Annotated in this window: 17 protein-coding genes and 1 pseudogene; 13 read left to right on the top strand and 5 right to left on the bottom strand. The window is 66.9% G+C overall.

From position 1 onward, the window contains the following. The 3 genes and pseudogenes from VFJ08_RS15175 to VFJ08_RS15185 form a co-directional block, all read right to left on the bottom strand. Positions 1-1,295, bottom strand: a pseudogene (locus VFJ08_RS15175) (hypothetical protein); the annotation flags it as partial. Then, positions 1,292-1,933: an outer membrane lipoprotein carrier protein LolA gene (locus tag VFJ08_RS15180; RefSeq protein WP_324998069.1), complete on the bottom strand. Its 642-nt coding sequence runs from the start codon at positions 1,931-1,933 to the stop codon at positions 1,292-1,294. The pseudogene VFJ08_RS15175 and the gene VFJ08_RS15180, both read right to left, overlap by 4 nt. Beyond that, entirely contained in the window at positions 1,930-2,370 is a 441-nt protein-coding gene (locus VFJ08_RS15185) for an acyl-CoA thioesterase (RefSeq protein WP_324998070.1), read from the bottom strand. The genes VFJ08_RS15180 and VFJ08_RS15185 overlap by 4 nt, the downstream gene beginning before the upstream one ends. A gap of 309 nt (positions 2,371-2,679) precedes the next feature. Between VFJ08_RS15185 and VFJ08_RS15190 the strand changes: the two genes are divergently transcribed. The 8 genes from VFJ08_RS15190 (at position 2,680) to VFJ08_RS15225 (ending at position 8,728) form a co-directional block, all read left to right on the top strand. Beyond that, positions 2,680-2,961, top strand: coding sequence for a phosphopantetheine-binding protein (locus VFJ08_RS15190; RefSeq protein ID WP_324998071.1), 282 nt, complete (start codon positions 2,680-2,682; stop codon positions 2,959-2,961). 14 nt (positions 2,962-2,975) lie between these two features. Beyond that, positions 2,976-3,665, top strand: a complete 690-nt coding sequence (locus tag VFJ08_RS15195) for a hypothetical protein (RefSeq protein WP_324998072.1) — start codon at positions 2,976-2,978, stop codon at positions 3,663-3,665. Beyond that, a complete protein-coding gene (locus tag VFJ08_RS15200; protein WP_324998073.1) occupies positions 3,658-5,004 on the top strand; it encodes an AMP-binding protein in 1,347 nt (448 codons plus the stop codon). Before VFJ08_RS15195 ends, VFJ08_RS15200 begins: the two co-directional genes overlap by 8 nt. After that, positions 4,997-5,299, top strand: coding sequence for a hypothetical protein (locus tag VFJ08_RS15205; RefSeq protein ID WP_324998074.1), 303 nt, complete (start codon positions 4,997-4,999; stop codon positions 5,297-5,299). The genes VFJ08_RS15200 and VFJ08_RS15205 overlap by 8 nt, the downstream gene beginning before the upstream one ends. Further along, positions 5,292-6,185: a hypothetical protein gene (locus VFJ08_RS15210; protein WP_324998075.1), complete on the top strand. Its 894-nt coding sequence runs from the start codon at positions 5,292-5,294 to the stop codon at positions 6,183-6,185. The genes VFJ08_RS15205 and VFJ08_RS15210 overlap by 8 nt, the downstream gene beginning before the upstream one ends. Before the next feature lie 76 nt (positions 6,186-6,261). After that, entirely contained in the window at positions 6,262-7,449 is a 1,188-nt protein-coding gene (locus VFJ08_RS15215; protein ID WP_324998076.1) for a beta-ketoacyl-[acyl-carrier-protein] synthase family protein, read from the top strand. Then, positions 7,446-8,237: a beta-ketoacyl synthase chain length factor gene (locus VFJ08_RS15220; RefSeq protein WP_324998077.1), complete on the top strand. Its 792-nt coding sequence runs from the start codon at positions 7,446-7,448 to the stop codon at positions 8,235-8,237. Before VFJ08_RS15215 ends, VFJ08_RS15220 begins: the two co-directional genes overlap by 4 nt. Then, on the top strand, positions 8,234-8,728 hold the full coding sequence (locus VFJ08_RS15225; protein WP_324998078.1) for a hypothetical protein: 495 nt from the start codon (positions 8,234-8,236) through the stop codon (positions 8,726-8,728). Before VFJ08_RS15220 ends, VFJ08_RS15225 begins: the two co-directional genes overlap by 4 nt. Positions 8,729-8,905: 177 nt before the next feature. Here the strand turns inward: VFJ08_RS15225 and VFJ08_RS15230 are convergent, their stop codons facing one another. After that, positions 8,906-9,577, bottom strand: a complete 672-nt coding sequence (locus VFJ08_RS15230) for a Bax inhibitor-1/YccA family protein (RefSeq protein WP_324998079.1) — start codon at positions 9,575-9,577, stop codon at positions 8,906-8,908. Positions 9,578-9,826: 249 nt separating this feature from the next. Here VFJ08_RS15230 and VFJ08_RS15235 point away from each other — a divergent pair, with 249 nt between their 5' ends. From VFJ08_RS15235 to VFJ08_RS15250, 4 genes are read left to right on the top strand one after another with little or no spacing between them, the layout of a single operon-like run. After that, positions 9,827-13,417 carry a response regulator gene (locus VFJ08_RS15235; protein ID WP_324998080.1) on the top strand — a complete coding sequence of 1,197 codons (3,591 nt, stop codon included), beginning with the start codon at positions 9,827-9,829 and terminating at the stop codon, positions 13,415-13,417. Further along, positions 13,414-14,262 carry a protein-glutamate O-methyltransferase CheR gene (locus VFJ08_RS15240; protein WP_324998081.1) on the top strand — a complete coding sequence of 283 codons (849 nt, stop codon included), beginning with the start codon at positions 13,414-13,416 and terminating at the stop codon, positions 14,260-14,262. The genes VFJ08_RS15235 and VFJ08_RS15240 overlap by 4 nt, the downstream gene beginning before the upstream one ends. Further along, positions 14,255-14,854: a chemotaxis protein CheB gene (locus VFJ08_RS15245; RefSeq protein ID WP_324998082.1), complete on the top strand. Its 600-nt coding sequence runs from the start codon at positions 14,255-14,257 to the stop codon at positions 14,852-14,854. Before VFJ08_RS15240 ends, VFJ08_RS15245 begins: the two co-directional genes overlap by 8 nt. Continuing rightward, positions 14,847-15,917 (top strand): diguanylate cyclase domain-containing protein, encoded by a 1,071-nt coding sequence (locus tag VFJ08_RS15250; protein WP_324998083.1) that lies wholly within the window; start codon positions 14,847-14,849, stop codon positions 15,915-15,917. Before VFJ08_RS15245 ends, VFJ08_RS15250 begins: the two co-directional genes overlap by 8 nt. 38 nt (positions 15,918-15,955) lie before the next feature. On the opposite strand, the gene VFJ08_RS15255 is transcribed toward VFJ08_RS15250, so the two are convergent. Next, a complete protein-coding gene (locus VFJ08_RS15255) occupies positions 15,956-16,249 on the bottom strand; it encodes an exodeoxyribonuclease VII small subunit (protein WP_324998084.1) in 294 nt (97 codons plus the stop codon). 120 nt (positions 16,250-16,369) lie between these two features. Here VFJ08_RS15255 and parE point away from each other — a divergent pair. Continuing rightward, the coding region (gene parE, locus VFJ08_RS15260) for a DNA topoisomerase IV subunit B (RefSeq protein ID WP_324998085.1) at positions 16,370-18,142 on the top strand (1,773 nt) is incomplete at its 3' end.

The following is an 18,142-nucleotide window of genomic DNA, read 5'->3' on the forward strand; positions in this document are numbered from 1 at the left end:
CGCCAGAGCGCGGCCAGACGCAGCGCGCGGCCGGGTCGCGGCGCGGGCCCGCCGGCGCCGGGCAGGAGCAGCATCATGCCGAGCCAGCCGCCGATCAGGCCGCTGGCGGTGAACACGGCGATCTGGCGCAGCCCGGGAAACGGCGCGATCACCATGCCGCCGTAGGCGATCACGCTGGTCAAAAGCCCCAGCAGCACCGGGCGGCGCACCCGGGCGAGCGCAGTGGCCGGATCGGGCGTGGCCAGGCGCTGGGCGAAGAAATGCAGCGAGTAATCGATGGATACGCCGGCCAGGCTGGCGCCGAACACCAGCGTCAGCATATGGATACGGCCGAACACGAGATCGGTGACCACGACGGCGAGCAGAATGCCGCCGCCCACCGCGGCCAGACTGAGCACGAACGGGCGCACGCGCCCGAACGCCCAAAACATGAGTCCGACGATCCCGATCAGCGAGCCGGTGCCGATCACCGACATCTCGAAGCGCGCGCGCTCGGCCGCCACCGCGGCATGGCGGACGACGCCGGAGATTAGGATTTTCGCCCCGGGTGCTACGCCGTGCGCGGCCGCGCGTGCCCGGTGCAGCGCGGCGCTCGCCTTGCCTTCGCCGGCCAGCGAAAACGGGTTGTTGCGCGTGCGGGCGAACAGCACGTCGTAGCGCTCGCCCCTATTGTTGCTTCTATGGTCGACCACATAGAAAGTGCCGTCACCGGCGATGCGCAGATTCGGCGCCGGATCGGGCAGGGCGCTGCGCCGGTAGGCGGCGGCCAGGCCAAACGGGTCGTCGATGAAGCGGCCGCCGGCGCCCACGCCGAGGCCGTACAGCCGGCTCAGGGCGCGGCCCGTGAAGTAATCGCGCGCGGCGTTCGCCGCGTTGTCGCCGGCGCCCGGGCTCGCCAACCGCGCCAGGGCCGTCGCGTCATCCGGCGCGAGCAAATGAAACCGGTGGCTGAAATAAAGTTCGTCGAGCCGGTCGCGCTGCCCGGCATCGAGCGCATCGTCGGCCCGCGCGATCACCTGGTCGAACGCCGGGCTGGCCTTTAGCGCATGCGCGGCGGCATCGAGCGCGCGGCGCCGGCGGACTTTGCTATCGCCCGACACCAGGAGGGTGACGCGCCGTTGGCCGAAGCTCGACATGCGATCGACCGCGGCGTTGGCCAGCGCGTCGTGCTGCGGCGTGGGCAGCAGCGCCATCAGATCGGTCCGTACGTGAAAGCGCCCGCTCGCCGTCAAGCCCGCCAGGACCATGCCCAGCGCGATCACGCCGAGCAGCCAGAGCAGGGCGCGTATCTTCAACGAGAGAACGCGCGCTGTTCCTGCGGCGTCAGCGTCTCGGGCCCGGCATCGGACGGGCTGAGATCGATCACGCTGAAATCGCCGCCCGGCTGCTCGATACGGATACGGCGCCCGGTATTGTCGTTTCTCAGGTCGCCGCTCAGGTCGCCGCTCAGGGTGAGCCGGCTTATGAAGTTTTTCACCGCGTCGGTCTTTGGCGTCAGCGTCAGAGTTGCATCTTCGGCGCCGCGCCGCTCGATGTTGAAGTATTGCGACAACTGCGCCGTGTCGCCCTGAAACACGGCGAGCAAGACCGAGGCCACCGCGCCGAGCGCCGGCCGCTGCGCGGCGCTGATATGCGCGGTCAGGCGGCCCTGGCTGCGCTCGGTGAGCGCGTCCGGGGTGATGACTAGCGTGCTCTCGACCGGTTTTTCGACCTGCCATAACAGGCCGCGATCGCGTGCGAGCACGTAATGCCCGCTGGAGACCAGCGGTTGCTCGAGTTCGGCGAGATGTTTGTGCTGCACGAAGTGGCCGCGCAGGATAGACCCGGACGCCGCGCTGTTAAGCGCCGTCGTGCCGCCGGCCGCGGCCGCGCCGCAGGCGGCGATCGACAGGATGACAACCAGCGATTTGAAACAGGCGCGCAGTCGATTCATCGCGGCGGCTCGTATTGGGGAGGCTCGGCCAGACGGGCCAGCGCGGCGCGCACGGCTTCCGGCGTCCGGCTATGACGCTCGCCGGTGGCGATTTTCACCGGCACCTGCAGGGTAGCGCCGCGCGCCAGACTGGCGCCTGAATCGCGGTCGCGCACGCGATAGGCGATGCGCAACTGGGCGTCCCAGCGCTTGAGCGTGGCCGCGACGCGGACCCACTGCTTGAACGTCAGCGGGCGCATATAGCGGATTCGTAGATCCACCACCGGCCAGGAAAAGCCGGAAGCCTTCATAGCGTCGTAGTCGTGGCCGATATCTTCCAGCAGTTGACAGCGCGCCATCTCGAAATACTTGGCGTAATGGCCGTGCCAGGCGATCTGCATGGAATCGACATCGAAGAACGGAACCTGGAACTCGATGTGGCTGCGGTGTTCGATCACGGTTCAGGCCGGTTGCGCGAATATCCGGTCGCGACGTACTTGGGCGGTGCGCGATCGGCCGCAAAAGCGGCGGTTTGAGCGCCGGATGATGAACGTCCCGGACCCGGATGTCGATACCGGCCGCTTGGCCGGCCGGCCCGAAACCGGCTCGACGGCGCGCCACGGGATGATTCGGGCCGGCCGTTCGTGGACAATAGACAGGTGGGCCGCCGGTACGCCGCGCGCCGCTCGACGCGATCGACCGGCGCGAGCGTATAGCAGAGCGGAAAACGCGGCGCACCGGGGGCATACGACAACGAGTGAACATTTATGAGTGAGCAAAGCGATCTCGAGCGCGATGTCGCGCGGCTGTTGGTGACGTCGCTGGATCTGGAGGACGTGGCGGCCGAGGAGATCGAACCGGATGCGCCGCTATTCGGCCCGGAAGTCGACAGTCTGGGCCTGGATTCCATCGATGCGCTGGAAATCGCGCTGGCGGTCAATCAGGCCTACGGTATCGAGCTGCGCGCCGATGACGAAGCCAATAGCAAAATCTTCGCCACCCTGCGCTCGCTGTCGGCCTATATTGAGCGCGAACGCGCCGCGGCCTGAACATGTCGCGCGTCATGGCGACGGTTCGGCGCTTTGGCGGCCCGCGCCGCATGATGCGTGGCCCGGGCCGGATGGCCGGCGTCGTGCCGCTGCTCTATCCCGTGCTGGTGCATGCCGCGGTGGTCACGGGGGCGCCGGTTCTGCGGTTTTTCGCCCTCGTCGTGTTGATCGTCAACGTGCTCGGGCCCTGGCTGTTCGGACCTTGGCTCGTGCGCGCCCGCGCGCCGGCCTCGATGTTGGCATGGGGGGCCGCGGCGATTCTGATCGGCGTGGCCGCGATTCTGGTGCGCACGCTCGGCGCGCCGGTTTTTCTCTATGCCGCGCCGGTGCTGATCTGTCTCGCGCTGGCCTGGTTTTTCGGCCGGACCCTGCTCGCGGCGCGCACGCCGCTGATCACCACGCTGGCGAGCGCCATTCGCGGCCCGCTGCCGCCCCCGGTGGCGCGCTATACCCGCGCGGTCACGGCATTCTGGTTTGTCGTCATGCTCGTCATGGCAGCGGTCGATATCGGCTTGGCGCTGTTCGCGCCGGTCGAGCTGTGGTCGCTGTGCACCAACTTCGTCAATTATCTGGTGATCGCGCTGCTGTTGGTGGGCGAATGGTGCGTGCGCCAGCGCGTGATCGGCGAATACGAGGATATGAGCTGGCGCGAATATATCGCCGCGCTTCGCCGCTTGGACTATCGACGTCTGACGCATGGCTGAAGCGGCCATTCCCTTGATCGCGGACTACCGCGCCGAACGCGTGTTCGCCTGGCGGAGCGGTGCGCCGGTCACGGCGGGCGCGGCGCTGTGCGATATTCGGGCGATAGTCGACGCATTGGTCGACGCATTGGCCGACGCGCCCGCCGGCCGGGCGGCGTTGTTCAATCTCTGTGACGACCGTTATCTGTTCACCGTGGCGTTCGCGGCCGGTTGTTCTGCCTCTGCGCTCAATCTGTTGCCGCAGACGCGCCGGCCCGCGGCCCTGGATGCGATCCGCGCGAGCCACCCGGGGGCGCTGGTTGTCGACGACGCCTGGGTCGAAGCGCGTCTCGCCGGCGCGGCGCCCGCGGAGCCGCCCGCCGCGCCGCCGACGATCGCCGCCGCGCAGCCCGTGGCCGTGGTGTTCACCTCCGGCAGTACCGGTCGGCCCGACCCGCAGTACAAGCGCTGGGGCGATCTCGCGATTGGCAGCGATCTGCTACGGCAGCGTTTTTTCCCCGCGGACACGGCGATGAACGTGATCGCCAGCGTGCCGGCGCAGCATATGTACGGGTTCGAGACTTCGGTGTTGCTGGCGCTGCACGGCGGTTTCGTGGCGGACAGCGCGCGCCCGTTCATGCCCTGGCAGATCGCCGACGCGCTGGCCGGCGTGCCCGGGCCGCGCTGCCTGTTAACCACGCCGATTCAGCTCAAGGCCTGTATCGAGGCCGGCGTGTCGTTCGCGCCGCTGGCGCGCATCATCTCGGCCACCGCGCCGCTGTCGGCCGAACTCGCCGCGGTCGCCGAGCGGCGCTGGCAAACCGAGGTGTACGAAATCTACGGCAGTAGCGAGACCGGCAGCATCGCCAGCCGGCGCACCGCCCGTGAAGCCGAATGGCGGCTCTACGACGGCTTGCGGATAGAACCGATCGCCGACAAAGTGCGCGTCGGCGGCGGCCAACTCGCGGACCCGGCCACGCTCGACGATGCGATCGAAATCCTCGATGCCGGACGTTTTCGGCTGCTGGGGCGCGCCGACGATCTGGTCAAGGTCGCGGGTAAGCGGATCTCGCTGGCCGAACTGAGCGCGGCGCTGCTGGGCCTCGACGGGGTGCGCGATGCGGTGGTGTTCGCTTCCCCCGAGGCGCCGGCCTCCGAACGCCCGACCGCGCTCGTGGTCGCCCCCGAACGCACGCCGCGCGAACTCTCGGCCGCGCTGGCGCGCCGTGTCGACCCGGTGTTCGTGCCGCGGCCGATGGTCAAGGTCGATCGACTGCCGCGCAACGCCACGGGTAAACTGGCGCGCGCCGATCTGCATGCGGCGTGGCGCCAGGCGCGGCGGAGCGCGACCCGTGGATAATCGGGTTTTTACCATCGCGACCGACCATCCTTGCCTGGACGGTCATTTCCCCGGCGCTCCGATTGTGCCGGGGGTAGTCATTCTCGAGCATCTGGCCTGCGCGGTCGCCGCGCGCTGCGGCGCCCGCATGACGCGCATTGTGCGCTGCAAGTTCGTGGCCGCGCTGCGGCCGGATCAGCGCTGCGAGATCGTGCTGGAGCCCGCCGTGGCAGGCCGGCTACGCTTCACCTGCAACAGGCCCGGGGGCTGCGTGGCGCACGGGCTTGTCGAATACGAGAAATCGCCGGATGGCTGAAGCCTGGACCGCGCGCACCGAGCGCAGTAACCGTTTTCTGTTTGTCGCGATCGCCTGGGTGGCGCGCTATCTCGGACGACCGGCGGCGCGTACGCTGCTGCATTGCGGCGTGGCGTATTTCATGTTCGCCGCGCCGGGCGCGCGCCGGGCCTCGCGCGACTATCTGCGGCGCGTGCTCGACCGGCGCCCGCGCTGGCGCGACAGCTATCGGCATCTGTACACCTTCGCCACGGTATTTCTCGATCGCCTGTTTCTAGTCCGCGACACCGGCTCGCGGCTCCGTATCGACAATCACGGCGTCGAGGCGTTTCGAAAATGCATCGGCGACAAGCGGGGCGCGATCATCATGGTCTCGCATCTGGGCAGTTTCGAGGCGCTGCGCGCGCTCAGCGGCCGGCGCGACGATCTGACCGTGCGTATCCTGATGAACTGGGCCACCGGCGCCAAGGTGAATTCGGTGTTGGAACGGATCGATCCGGGTTTCGCCGACCGCGTGATCGATACCTCCACTTCGGATGTCGACCGGGTGCTCAAGGTCAAGGCCGCGCTCGAACGCGGCGAGATGATCGGTATCATGGCCGACCGCCATCACGCCGGCGAGCGCACGGTCGACTGCCGGTTTCTCGGCGCCCCGGCGCCGTTTCCGCTTTCGCCCTGGTTGCTCGCGGGCATATTGGGCGCGCCGGTGTTTCTGGCCTTCGGGCTGTATCGCGGCGGTAACCGCTACGATCTGTATTGCGAACAGTTCAGCGACGGGCTCGCGCTGCCACGGGCCGAGCGCATGCCCCGGGCGCAAGAATATGCCCAGCGCTACGCCGATCGTCTGGCCGAACATGCCCGCCACGCGCCGTACAATTGGTTCAATTTCTATCGATTCTGGAAGTAGGGCCGATTCGAAGGGACATGGATATTTCGTTTTACCGCAGGCGATGCGCGATCCGGCCGCGGGTAGGCCGACCGCTATGAAACCGCTCGCCATCCACGCCTATACCGCGACCACCGCCCTGGGCGCCGGGCGCGCCGCCCTCTGGCGGGGCCTTCGCGAGCGGCGCAGTGGGCTCGTGCCATGCGATTTCGAGGGCGCTGATCTTGCGACCTGGATCGGCCGCGTCGCCGGCTGCGAGCAGGTCGAACTCCCGGTAGCACTCGCCGACTGGCATTGCCGCAACAATCAACTGGCCGAACTGGCGCTGTGTCAGGATGGGTTCATCGACGCGGTGAACGCGGCCCGGGCCCGGCATGCGCCGGAGCGCATCGGGCTGTTTCTCGGCACCAGCACCTCCGGCATCGCCACCACCGAACGGGCTTATCGCGAAATCGCGCAGAACCGGCTGCCGGCGTGGTTCTCGTTCGAACACAGCCATGATTATTTTGCGCTGTGCGGCTATGTGCAACGCCGGCTGGGTCTCGCCGGGCCGGCGCTGACGATTTCCACCGCCTGTTCGTCGAGCGCCAAGGTGTTCGCCTCGGCCGCGCGCTCGATCGAATCCGGTTTCTGCGACGTCGCGGTGGTCGGCGGCGTCGACAGTCTGTGCCTGACCACGCTGTACGGCTTCAATTCGCTCCAGCTTATCTCACCCGAGCCGTGCCGGCCTTGGGACGCGGCGCGTTCCGGCATCTCGATCGGCGAGGCGGGCGGTTTCGCGCTGATCGGCCCCGCAAACGAAGCAACGAGCGGGCCGCGCGTCGCCGGCATCGGCGAATCCGGCGATGCCCACCATATGGCCGCCCCGGAGCCGGACGGCCAGGGCGCGGCGCTGGCCATGCGGCGCGCGCTCGACGACGCGGGCGTGGACGCGGCCGCGGTCGATTACGTCAATCTGCACGGCACCGCGACGCGGGCCAACGACCAGGCCGAGGACCGCGCGATCGTCGGTCTGTTCGGCGAAGCGACCCCCGCGTCGTCCACCAAGGGCTGGACCGGCCACACGCTGGGCGCGGCCGGCATCGTCGAGGCCGTAATCGGCTGTCTGGCGCTCGAACACGATTATCGGCCGGCAACGCTCAACACGATCGCGGTGGATGAAACGCTGCGTTGTCGTCTGTTGACCGAACCCCTGACCGGCGGCGTGCGGCGTGTGTTGAGCAACGCCTTCGGTTTCGGCGGCAGTAACTGCAGTCTGCTGCTGGATATGGGAGCCCGGCGATGATCGATCGGATCTATCTGCACGGGCTCGGCATCGCGGCGCCCGGACTGGCCGGCTGGCCCAGCGCGCGCGCCGTGCTGGCCGGGGAGTCGCCGTATCGAGCCGCGCCGCTTGCGCCGTTTCGCACCCAGCGGCTGCCGCGCAACGAGGCGCGCCGGGCCGGCGCCGGCGTGCACTTGGCGTTTCGGGTCGCCGAACAGGCTTGCGGCGAGCGCGACGCGTCGCGGTTCGCGGCCGTGTTCTCGTCCTCGGCCGGCGATATCGATATCGCCGATCAACTCTGCCTGGCGGTCAACACGCCCGAGCGCGCCATTTCGCCGACCCGGTTTCACAACTCGGTGCATAACGCGCCGGCCGGCTACTGGAGCATCGCAACCGGCACGCGCGAATCCACAACCAGTCTGTCGGCCGGCCCGGGCGGCTTTACCGTCGCCCTATGCGAGGCCTGGGGGCTGGTCGCCGAGCGTCAAAGCCCGGTGCTGCTGGTCTGCTACGACATCGACGGCGGCGGCATGCTGGCCGAGGCCCGGCGCGATATCGGCGCCACCTTCGCCATGGCGTGGCTGCTCGACGTGGCTGATGCGGGCGCTATGGCGTGGATCGAGCGGCCGCAGCCCGCTCGCGACGCGCGGCCGACGCGCCTGTCGATTCCGGCGCTGGAGGCGCTGCGCGTGGCTAATGCCAGCGCTCGTAGCCTGCCGCTGTTCACGGTACTGGCCGGTAGCGAGCCGGCTGCGCCGGTCATCGAATCGGAGCAGGGGCACTGGCGTGTGCCTTTGGCCCGGCTATGACGGCCACAGCTATAGCCGACCTGGTGCCGCACGCGGGGCCGATGTGCCTGCTCGATGAAGTCGTCGACTGGCAGGCCGATCGCATCCATTGCCGCGCCGCGCCGCGGGCCGGCGATTCGCACCCGCTGTACCGCGACAACAAGCTGCCGGCGACCGCGCTGATCGAATACGCGGCCCAGGCCACCGCCGCGCACGGCACATTGCTGGCGCGTTCGGCGGCCCATGCGGCCGCGCCGGCGGCGGGCCGTCTGGTGGCGCTGCGGCAGGTCGAACTGACGGCTACCGCGGACGCGAACGCGATGCCGGCGCGGCTCGACGTTTACGCCGAGCGGGTTATGGCCGACGCCGCGGGTTCGATTTATACGTTTCGTGTGGTTGCCGGGGAAACGGTTCTCGTGCGCGGCCGTCTCACCATCCATCGATCGTCCGGCGATGCGGCAACCGGGATGGGGGCGATCGACGCTGATCGCGCCCCTCCCACACCTCATTGAGCGCCGACACTCTGCGCGTTGTTCTGTCGGATTACGCCTTCGGCTAATCCGACCTACGGGGCTCGAGCGGTCTTGTGTAGGTCGGCTTAGGCCGCAGGCCGTAAGCCGACATCCGTGCTCAAAAAAGCCCCGGGCGTCGAAACGGCCGGGGCTTTGTTTAGGGCAGGCGCGATAGGATCAGTCGTCGCCGGCGAATATGCCGAGCAGCTGTAGCAGGCTGATAAACAGATTGTAGATCGTCACGAACAGGGTCAGCGTCGCGCGGATATAGTTGGTCTCGCCGCCGTGAATGATCTCGCCGGTTTGGTAGACGATCAGGCCGCTCATCAACAGCACGAACATCATCGATACCGCCAGCGACAGCGCGGGAATGGAGAACAGCACCGCGATCAGGCTCATCACGAAGGCGACCAGAATGCCCATCATGAGCATGCCGCCCCACTGATTGAACCGCTTGCCGGACGCCAGCGCGTAGCCCGACATGCCGACGAAGATCGCGCCGGTGCCGCCCATCGCCATGGTCACCAACTGGGCGCCGTTGGCGAAGTGCTGCAGATACATGTCGATGATCGGGCCGAGCGTATAGCCCATGAACCCGGTAAAAGCGAATATCGACAATAGGCCCCAGGCGCTGTTCGAGGTCGCCTGCACCAGGAACATCAGCCCGAACATGCCGACCAGCGTGATGATGAAGCCGGGATAGGGCAGATGCAGAGCGGCGGTGGTGCCGGCGACGACCGCCGAAAACAGCAGCGTGGCCGACAGCAGCATGTAGGTGTTGCGCAGTACGCTGTTGGTGGCCAGGGCGGTCTGCGCGCGTTCGGTATAAGTCGAATTTTCGACGCTCATCGGTTACCTCGTTATCAGCTTCCGGTAAGGCTAGCACGTCAATTTCTGCATGCCATCTTTGGCTGGCAGATGCAGCGAAGCGCTGCATCCGCGGCGCCCGCAATTAAGACCGCGAACCGTCGCGAAAGTTGCGCGCTCGCGCGAACGGCCAAGCCTCAAGTTTGCGGCGTATCCGCCGTTTTTTTATATACGGTAGTGGTCGCCGGGAGCGCTCGTATCCGGGCGCGGGGGATTGTGGAGCGGCATCGAATGTCTGGGAAAATCTTCACCCGGCTGTTGGGGGACAGCTCGATCCAGCGTCAGCTGATCGGTGCGGTCGCGCTGATATTGGCGCTGTTCGCCGTCTCCGGCTTGATCAGCCTGATCGCGCTCGACAGCGTGAATCGCGCGCGCATCGGCACCGGCGAAACGCACGCGGCCCTGGCGCGCTCGCAACAGCTCGGCGAATCGATCGCGGCCCAGGAATCGGCCCTGCGCGGCTATGCCCTGACCGGCGCCAAGCGCTACGAAACCGAGGTACGCACCGCGGCCACCGCGGTCGAGAGCAGTCTGCGCCGCCTGCGGGACGCCAGCGGGCACGACGACGCGGAGAAACGGCTACTGGACGAGATCGGCCGCCTGGAATCCGGCTGGCAGGCTCAGGTTGCCGAGCCGGTCATGGGGCGTGTCGATGCCGGCGCGATAGCGTCCGCCCGCAAGACGCTGATCAACGGCGTGAGCGTGGCGTATATCGAGCCGATGCGTCAGACGCTCTCGAAATATCAGGATCGCCTCGAAAACGATCTGGCCCAGCGCAACGCCGATATCGCCGATCGCCAGTGGATGGCGGATACCAGCCTGGTCGTGTTGCTGATCGTGGGTCTGTTGATCGGCCTGGCGACCATGATCCGCGTGCGGCGCCAAATTGCCACGCCGTTGCTGCAGCTGACCGACGTGACGCGCCGGCTGGCCGGCGGCGAGCGCAATGTCGAGGTGCGCTTCCAGCATCGCGACGACGAGATCGGCGCCATGTCGCGGGCGCTGGAGAAATTTCGCCAGATCATCGTCCGCCAGGACCGCGATTACTGGATTCGGGATCACCGCGGCCGCATGACGGCCATGCTCTATCATTGCGCCGACGATCGCGAACTCGGCCGCAGTCTGCTCGACGAACTGGCGCCGTTGATGCATGCCGGCTATGCCGCCGTGTTCACCCGCGCCTCGCTCGACGACGAAGACAGCGATTTCACGCTGCTGGCCGCCTATGGTTATTCGCCCCAGGCCGAGCAGCGCTTCGCGTCCGGCGAGGGCCTGATCGGCGCCGCGCTCGAGGCCCGCCGCCCGATCGAACTCAGCGATATACCGGCGGGCTATATCCCGGTCCGCTCGGGGCTTGGCCAAGCCGAGCCGAAGATGCTGTTGATCGTGCCGACGGTGATCGCCGATCAGGTGGTCGCGATTATCGAACTTGCGCTGTTTCATCCGCTGACCGAGACCGAGCGCGACCTGCTGGATACGCTATCGCCGAACATCGCCATGGCGGTGCTTACGCAGATGCGCGCGCGCCATACGAACGAATTGCTGGCACGCAGCCGCGAACAGACCCAACTGCTCAGCCAGTCTGAAAAGCGCTTGTCGCAACAACAGGACAGCCTCCGGCGCGCCAATACCGAACTGCGCGCCCAGAGCGAGGAGCTATCGTCGCAGGCCGCCGAACTGCGCGCCTCGGAGGAGGAGTTGAAATCCCAGGCCGACGAACTGCAAGCGGCCAACGCCAATCTGCGCGAACAGCAGGAAGAACTGTCGGCACTGCACGCCCAGGCCGAGGAACGCGCCGAGGAGCTCGAACGGGCCAACGAATACAAGTCCGGTTTTCTGGCGAACATGTCGCACGAGCTGCGCACGCCGCTGAACAGCCTGCTGATTCTTTCGCGCAGCCTGGCGGACAACGATTCGGGCAACCTCGACGAGGATCAGGTCGAGGCGGCCCGTATCATCCACGATGCCGGCAACGGTCTGCTGACCCTGATCAACGACATCCTGGATCTGTCCAAGATCGAGGCGGGTAAAATGCGGGTGCTGGCCGGGCCGGTGGAGACGGCGGATTTCGCCGCGCGTATCCGGCGCCAGTTCGCGCATATGGCCGAAGCTCAGGGGCTCGACTTCGAGGTCGTGCAGAGCGCCGACGCGCCGGAGCGCGTGGTTACGGACGCCGGCAAGCTGGAACAGATCGTGCGCAATCTGGTGAGCAACGCCATCAAGTTCACCCGCGAGGGCGGCGTACGGGTTCATATCGACCGTCCGGGCGAGGGTGTCCGCTTCGCCTGCGATGGTCTAAGGCCGGACAACGCGCTAGCGATCCAGGTCAGCGACGACGGTATCGGCATCCCCGAGGACCGGCTGGATCATATCTTCCACGCCTTCGAGCAGGTCGACGGCAGCAGCAGCCGCAGCTATGGCGGCACCGGATTGGGCTTGTCGATCACGCGTGAACTGGCCGGGCTTCTCGGCGGTGAAGTCGCGGTGGAAAGCATGCTGGGCCAGGGCAGCCGGTTCACGGTGTTCGTGCGCACGGATCTCGCGCTGGCCGACGATATCGCCGCGCAGGAGGCGGTGGATGCGCTCGAACCGGCCGCCAACGAGCACGCGAGGCCGCGCCAGAATCAGCGCCGGCACCAGAAGACGCCGGGGCAGCCGCCGCGTGTTTTGGTGATCGACGACGACGCCCCGTTTGCCGATATCATATGCAAGACCGCGCGCGGACGCGGTTTCGAGGCGGAATCGGCCAGCGACGGCCAGAGCGCGCTGGCCGCGATCGCGAAACGCGCGCCGGACGCGGTTATCCTCGATCTGGGCCTGCCGGGCGAGCTCGACGGCTGGGCCGTGCTCGATCGCATCAAGGCCGATCCCGACACCCGGCATATTCCGGTGCATATCGTGTCCGCCGCCGACGACACCGGCCGCTCCGCCAGCGCCGGCGCGATCGGTTATCTGTGCAAGCCGGTCACCCGGGAAAACCTGGACACGCTGCTGTCCCGCGCCGAAACCCTGTCCGGGCGCAAGGCGCGGCGGGTGCTGGTGGTGGACGACGATCCGGACGCACACGCGGCGATCGCACGGCTGCTGCGCGGTGAACAGGTCGAAACCGTGGCCGTGAATACCGGTGCGGCGGCGCTGGCGCGTCTCGACGCCGAGGCTTTCGATTGCCTGGTGCTGGATCTGAAATTGCCGGACATTTCCGGTTTCGATCTGCTGGACGCCATTGCCGGGCGCGCCGACGCACCGCCGGTGGTGGTCTATTCGGCCCGCGATCTGTCGGCCGAGGAGACCGCGCGGCTGCGCGATCATACCGACAGCATCGTGATCAAGGGCAACCACGCCCAGGATCGGCTGCTCGACGAGATATCGCTGTTCATGCACCGCCTTGCGCCGGCGCCGGCGATTGCCCCGGCCGCCGCGCCGCCCGTACGCGAGTTGGACGGCGCCGATCTGAGCGGCGCCCGCGTGCTTTTGGTCGACGACGACATGCGCAACACCTTCGCGCTGTCGCGCATGCTGCGCGGCCGCGGCGTCGAAGTCGTCATGGCCGCCGACGGGTTCAAGGCACTCGACCGGCTGGCCGAGGCCGACGATCTCGATCTCGTGCTGATGGACATCATGATGCCCGGCATGGACGGCTACGAGACGATGCGCCGCATCCGGGCCGGCTCCGACCATCCCCGGGTGCCGATCATCGCGCTGACCGCGAAGGCGATGAGCGACGATCGCGAGGCCTGCCTGGCCGCCGGGGCCGACGCTTATCTGTCCAAGCCGTTGGACGTGGATCGTTTGATCGAGTGCATGCAGGAGCTGGTGGCATGAGCGACCCAGCCGTCACCGAGGAACGCGCGCTGGATCTGTTCGTCCACACGCTCAACGTCTGCCACGGCTACGATTTCTCGGGTTATGCGCGCGCCTCGCTCAAGCGCCGGGTCGAGCAACTGGCGGCCGATCTCGGTGTGTCCGGCATCGCACACCTCATCCCGCGGCTGATTTACGAACCTTCGCTGCTGGGCGAGGTGATCGCCCGCTTGTCGGTGCCGGTCTCGGAGATGTTTCGCGACCCGGAAGTGTTCGCCGCGCTGCGCGAGCAGGTTCTGCCCGTGCTGTCGTCTTATCCGCGGGTCAACATATGGCAGGCCGGCTGCGCCCTGGGCGAGGAAGTCTATTCGATGGCGATTCTGGCCGAGGAAGCGGGGCTGCTGCCGCGTTGTCGTTTCTATGCCACCGATATCAACGATAAGGCGTTGTCGCACGCGGCGGAAGGCATCTTCGCCGCCCGCCGGCTCGACGACTTCGCCGCGAATTACCGCAGCGCCGGCGGCGAACGCGACTTCGCGGATTACTACCGCAGCCGCTATGATTTGATCCGCATGCGGCGGACGCTGCGCGATCGAGTGGTGTTCGCGCACCACAATCTCGTGACCGACGGCGTGTTCGCCGAGACCCATCTGATCATGTGCCGCAACGTTCTCATCTATTTTTCCCGCGCGCTCAAGGAGCGCGTACTGCAGCTGTTCGCCGACAGCCTCGTGCGCGGCGGCTATCTGGTGCTCGGCACGCGCGAGACGCTGCAGTTCTCGGCTTTGGCGCCGCTGTTCGAAACGGTCAGCGAAGCCAACCGTATTTATCGGCTCAAGCGCGACCGGGTCTATCGTCATGCCTGATTTCCCAGCCCGCCTGATCGCGGTCGGCGGCTCCGCCGGCAGCCTGATCCCGTTGTTCACGCTGCTGGCCGCGTTGCCGCACGCCACGGACTGCGCCCTGGTGGTCTGCCTGCACAGCGACGATGCCGACGGGCGCGGCTTCGGCGCGGTCTTGGCGGCGCGCTCGGCGTGGCCGGTGACGGCAGCCGACGCCGGCTATGCGCCGATCATCGGGCGCGTGCATTTCGCGCGCGGCCGGCGGCATCTCGTGATCGCGTCCGACGGCCGCTTCGCCTGCCCGGATACGCCGCCGGTGCATTTTTGCCAGCCGAGTCTCGATGTTCTGTTCCACAGCGTGGCCGCCGCCTTCGCGGCTAGGGCCGTGGGCGTGCTGCTGTCCGGCGCCAACCGGGACGGCGCGGCCGGGCTGGCGCGGATTCGCACCGCGGGCGGCACGGCGCTGGTTCAGTCGCCGGCCAGCGCGGGTTTTTCCACCATGCCGGGCGCGGCCATCGCGCTTGGCGCATCGGATCATGTCGCCGCGCCGGCGCACTTGGCCGCCATGCTATCCGCGTTCGCGCGGCACCCGGCCGTGAGGGGCGCGCATGTCTGATTTCATCGACGATAGTCGCGAGCGCTCGAAGCTGCTCTTGGTCGACGATCTCTATGCCAACCGGGTCGCGATGCGGCGCGTGCTTAAACGGCTGGATGTCGATGTCGTCGAGGCGGCCAACGGCAACGATGCGCTCGCGGCTTGTCTCGATCACGAATTCGCGCTCATCCTGCTCGACGTGCAGATGCCGGACATGGACGGCATGGAAGTCGCCGCGTTGCTCAACGGCGAAGATTCCACCCGCGATACCGCGGTGATCTTCGTCACCGCCGGCGCCAGCGACGATATGGCGCGGCTCAAGGGCTATCATCTGGGCGCGGTCGACTACATCACCAAGCCGATCGAAGAACGCCTGCTGCTGGCCAAGGTCCGCAATTTCGTCGAACTGTACGACAGCCGCCGGGCGCTGCGCCGGGCCCGGGACGATCTGAATACGGTCAACGACCAACTGCGCGGCGAGATCGAGGTGCGCCGCCGGGCCGAGGCGCGCGCCCAGCATTTGGCCACCCACGATGCGCTGACCGGCCTGCCCAACCGGCTGCTGTTCGTCGATCGGCTGGCCAGCCTGACCAGGCGCGCGCGGCGGCGGGCCGGCCGGTTCGCCATCGGTTATATGGATCTCGACGGGTTCAAGCCGGTCAACGACGCCTACGGGCATCGCGCCGGCGATGTGGTGCTCGAACACGTCGCCCGGCGCCTGGAGCAAACGCTACAGGACGTCGATACCGCCGCGCGCTTCGGGGGCGACGAGTTCGCGCTGCTCATCGAGGACTTTGATTCCGAGCAACTGTGTTTGTCGCGCTGCCAGGCGATGCTCGACGCGCTGGCGGCGCCGATTACAGTGCCGACCTCGGCCGGGGAGATCGAGGTCGCGATCAGCGCCAGTCTCGGGGTCGCCTTCTATCCCGAGCATGGCGATGATATCGACGAACTGATGCACAACGCCGATTCCGCGCTGTACCGGGTCAAGTACGAGGGCAAGGCGGGCGTGCGCTTGTTCGACTCCCGCGACGATATCCGGCCCATGCCCGAGAAACGGGCGGACCGGTTGATTTCCGGCTGATTCGATCAAAGGTTCCTTAGAGAACCGTGGACCGGCGGTCAGCGTTCGGCGTCGCCGTCCGGGCCGGCAAAAGGCTCGACGCGTTCCGCGGAATTTTCGCCGACGAGCTGGTCGACCCGCAGCTCGGCGCTTTTCAGCATGGTTTGGCATTCGCGGGCCAGGGTAACGCCGCGTTCGAATTTCACCAGCGCCTGCTCGAGGCTGATATCGCCGGCCTCGAGCGATTCGACCAGCGCTTCGAGTTCGGCGACCGAGCTTTCGAATGCGGCCAGCGGCGGCGCGTCGGTCGGATTTTCCGGTTGCGGCGCGGTATCGGGTTCGGCTTTGCTCATGACGGAGTGGATACGGCGATTTCAAGCGCGATTCTAACGCGTCCGAAGCATCTTGCCAGCGCCCGGCCAAACGCTTAACGTGCCGGGCCTTGCGATTATTCGTTTTTTTCCGAGGCGTGGATGGCCAGTCAATACGATGCCGCCGATATCGAAGTTTTGACCGGGCTCGATCCGGTCCGCAAGCGGCCGGGCATGTATACCGACACCGCGCGGCCGAATCATCTGGCCCAGGAAGTCATCGACAACAGCGTGGACGAAGCGCTGGCCGGGTACGCCAAGGCCATCGAGGTCCGGCTTGCCGTCGACGGCAGTCTGTCGGTGATCGATGACGGCCGCGGCATGCCGGTCGATACCCACAGCCAGCACGGCGTGTCCGGCGTCGAACTGATCCTCACGCGCCTGCACGCCGGCGGCAAATTCTCGAACAAGCAGTACCGGTTCTCCGGCGGCCTGCACGGGGTGGGCGTATCGGTGGTCAATGCGTTGTCCACGGAATTGATCGTGCAGGTTTGGCGCGGCGGCAAGCATTACGAGATGCGCTTTGCCGGCGGCGAAAAGACCCACGATCTGACCGAGATCGGGACCTGCGCGAAATCCAAGACCGGAACCCTGCTCCGGTTTTCGGCCGACGAGCGCTATTTCGACAGCCCGCGCTTTGCGACCGGGCGGCTCAAGCACTTGCTGCGTGCCAAGGCCGTGCTGTGCCCGAATCTCAAGGTGCGCTTTGTCGATGAAGCCGCCGAGGAGGATATCGTCTGGCAGTACGCCGACGGCCTGGCCGATTACATGGCCGACGCGCTGGGCGGCGTGGAGACCGTCATATCGCCGGCGTTCACCGGCGGCGAGAACGAGGGCGCGCAAGCGCTGGACTGGGCGCTGACCTGGGTCGCGCCCGAGCAGCCGGGCGTGGACGCGGTGGTCGAATCCTATGTCAATCTGATTCCGACCGCCGCGGGCGGCACCCACGTCAACGGCCTGCGTTCGGGGCTGACCGAGGCGGTGCGTGAATTCTGCGAGTTCCGCAATCTGTTGCCCAGAGGCGTGAAGATCGCGCCCGAAGACGTCTGGTCCGGCTGCACCTATGTGCTGTCGGTGAAAATGAACGAGCCGCAGTTCTCCGGGCAGACCAAGGAGCGATTGTCCTCGCGCGATATCAGCGGTTTCGTTTCGGGCGCGGTCAAGGACGCTTTTTCGCTGTGGCTGAACCGTCACGCCGAGACCGGCGAGCGGCTCGCCGCCCAGATCATCGGCAACGCCCAGGCGCGGGCGCGCTCGGCCAAGAAGGTCAAGCGCAAGAAAGTCACCGCCGGCCCGGCGCTGCCCGGCAAGCTCACCGACTGCGTGACCGACGATCCGGCTAGATCCGAATTGTTCCTGGTGGAGGGCGATTCGGCCGGCGGCTCGGCCAAGCAGGCGCGCGATCGCAACTTTCAGGCCGTGATGCCGCTTCGAGGCAAGATTCTCAACGCCTGGGAGGTGGAGTCGGCCGATATCATGGCCTCGAACGAGATCCACGATATCTCGGTCGCGCTCGGACTGGACCCCGGCTCGGCCAATCTCGAGCGCCTGCGTTATCACAAGGTCTGCATTTTGGCCGACGCCGATTCGGACGGCATGCATATCGCGACCTTGCTGTGCGCGCTGTTCGTGCGGCATTTTCGGCCGTTGGTCGCGCGCGGGCACGTATTCGTGGCGATGCCGCCGCTGTTTCGTATCGATGCCGGCAAGGAAGTCTTCTACGCGCTGGACCGCGACGAGCGCGACGCGATCATCAAGCGGCTCGAGAACGAAAAGAAAAAACGCAAGATCAGCGTCACCCGTTTCAAGGGTCTGGGCGAGATGAGCGCGCTGCAACTGCGCGAGACCACGATGGCGCCCGATACCCGGCGTTTG

The organism is Salinisphaera sp. (assembly GCF_035690525.1).
GTDB lineage: Bacteria > Pseudomonadota > Gammaproteobacteria > Nevskiales > Salinisphaeraceae > Salinisphaera.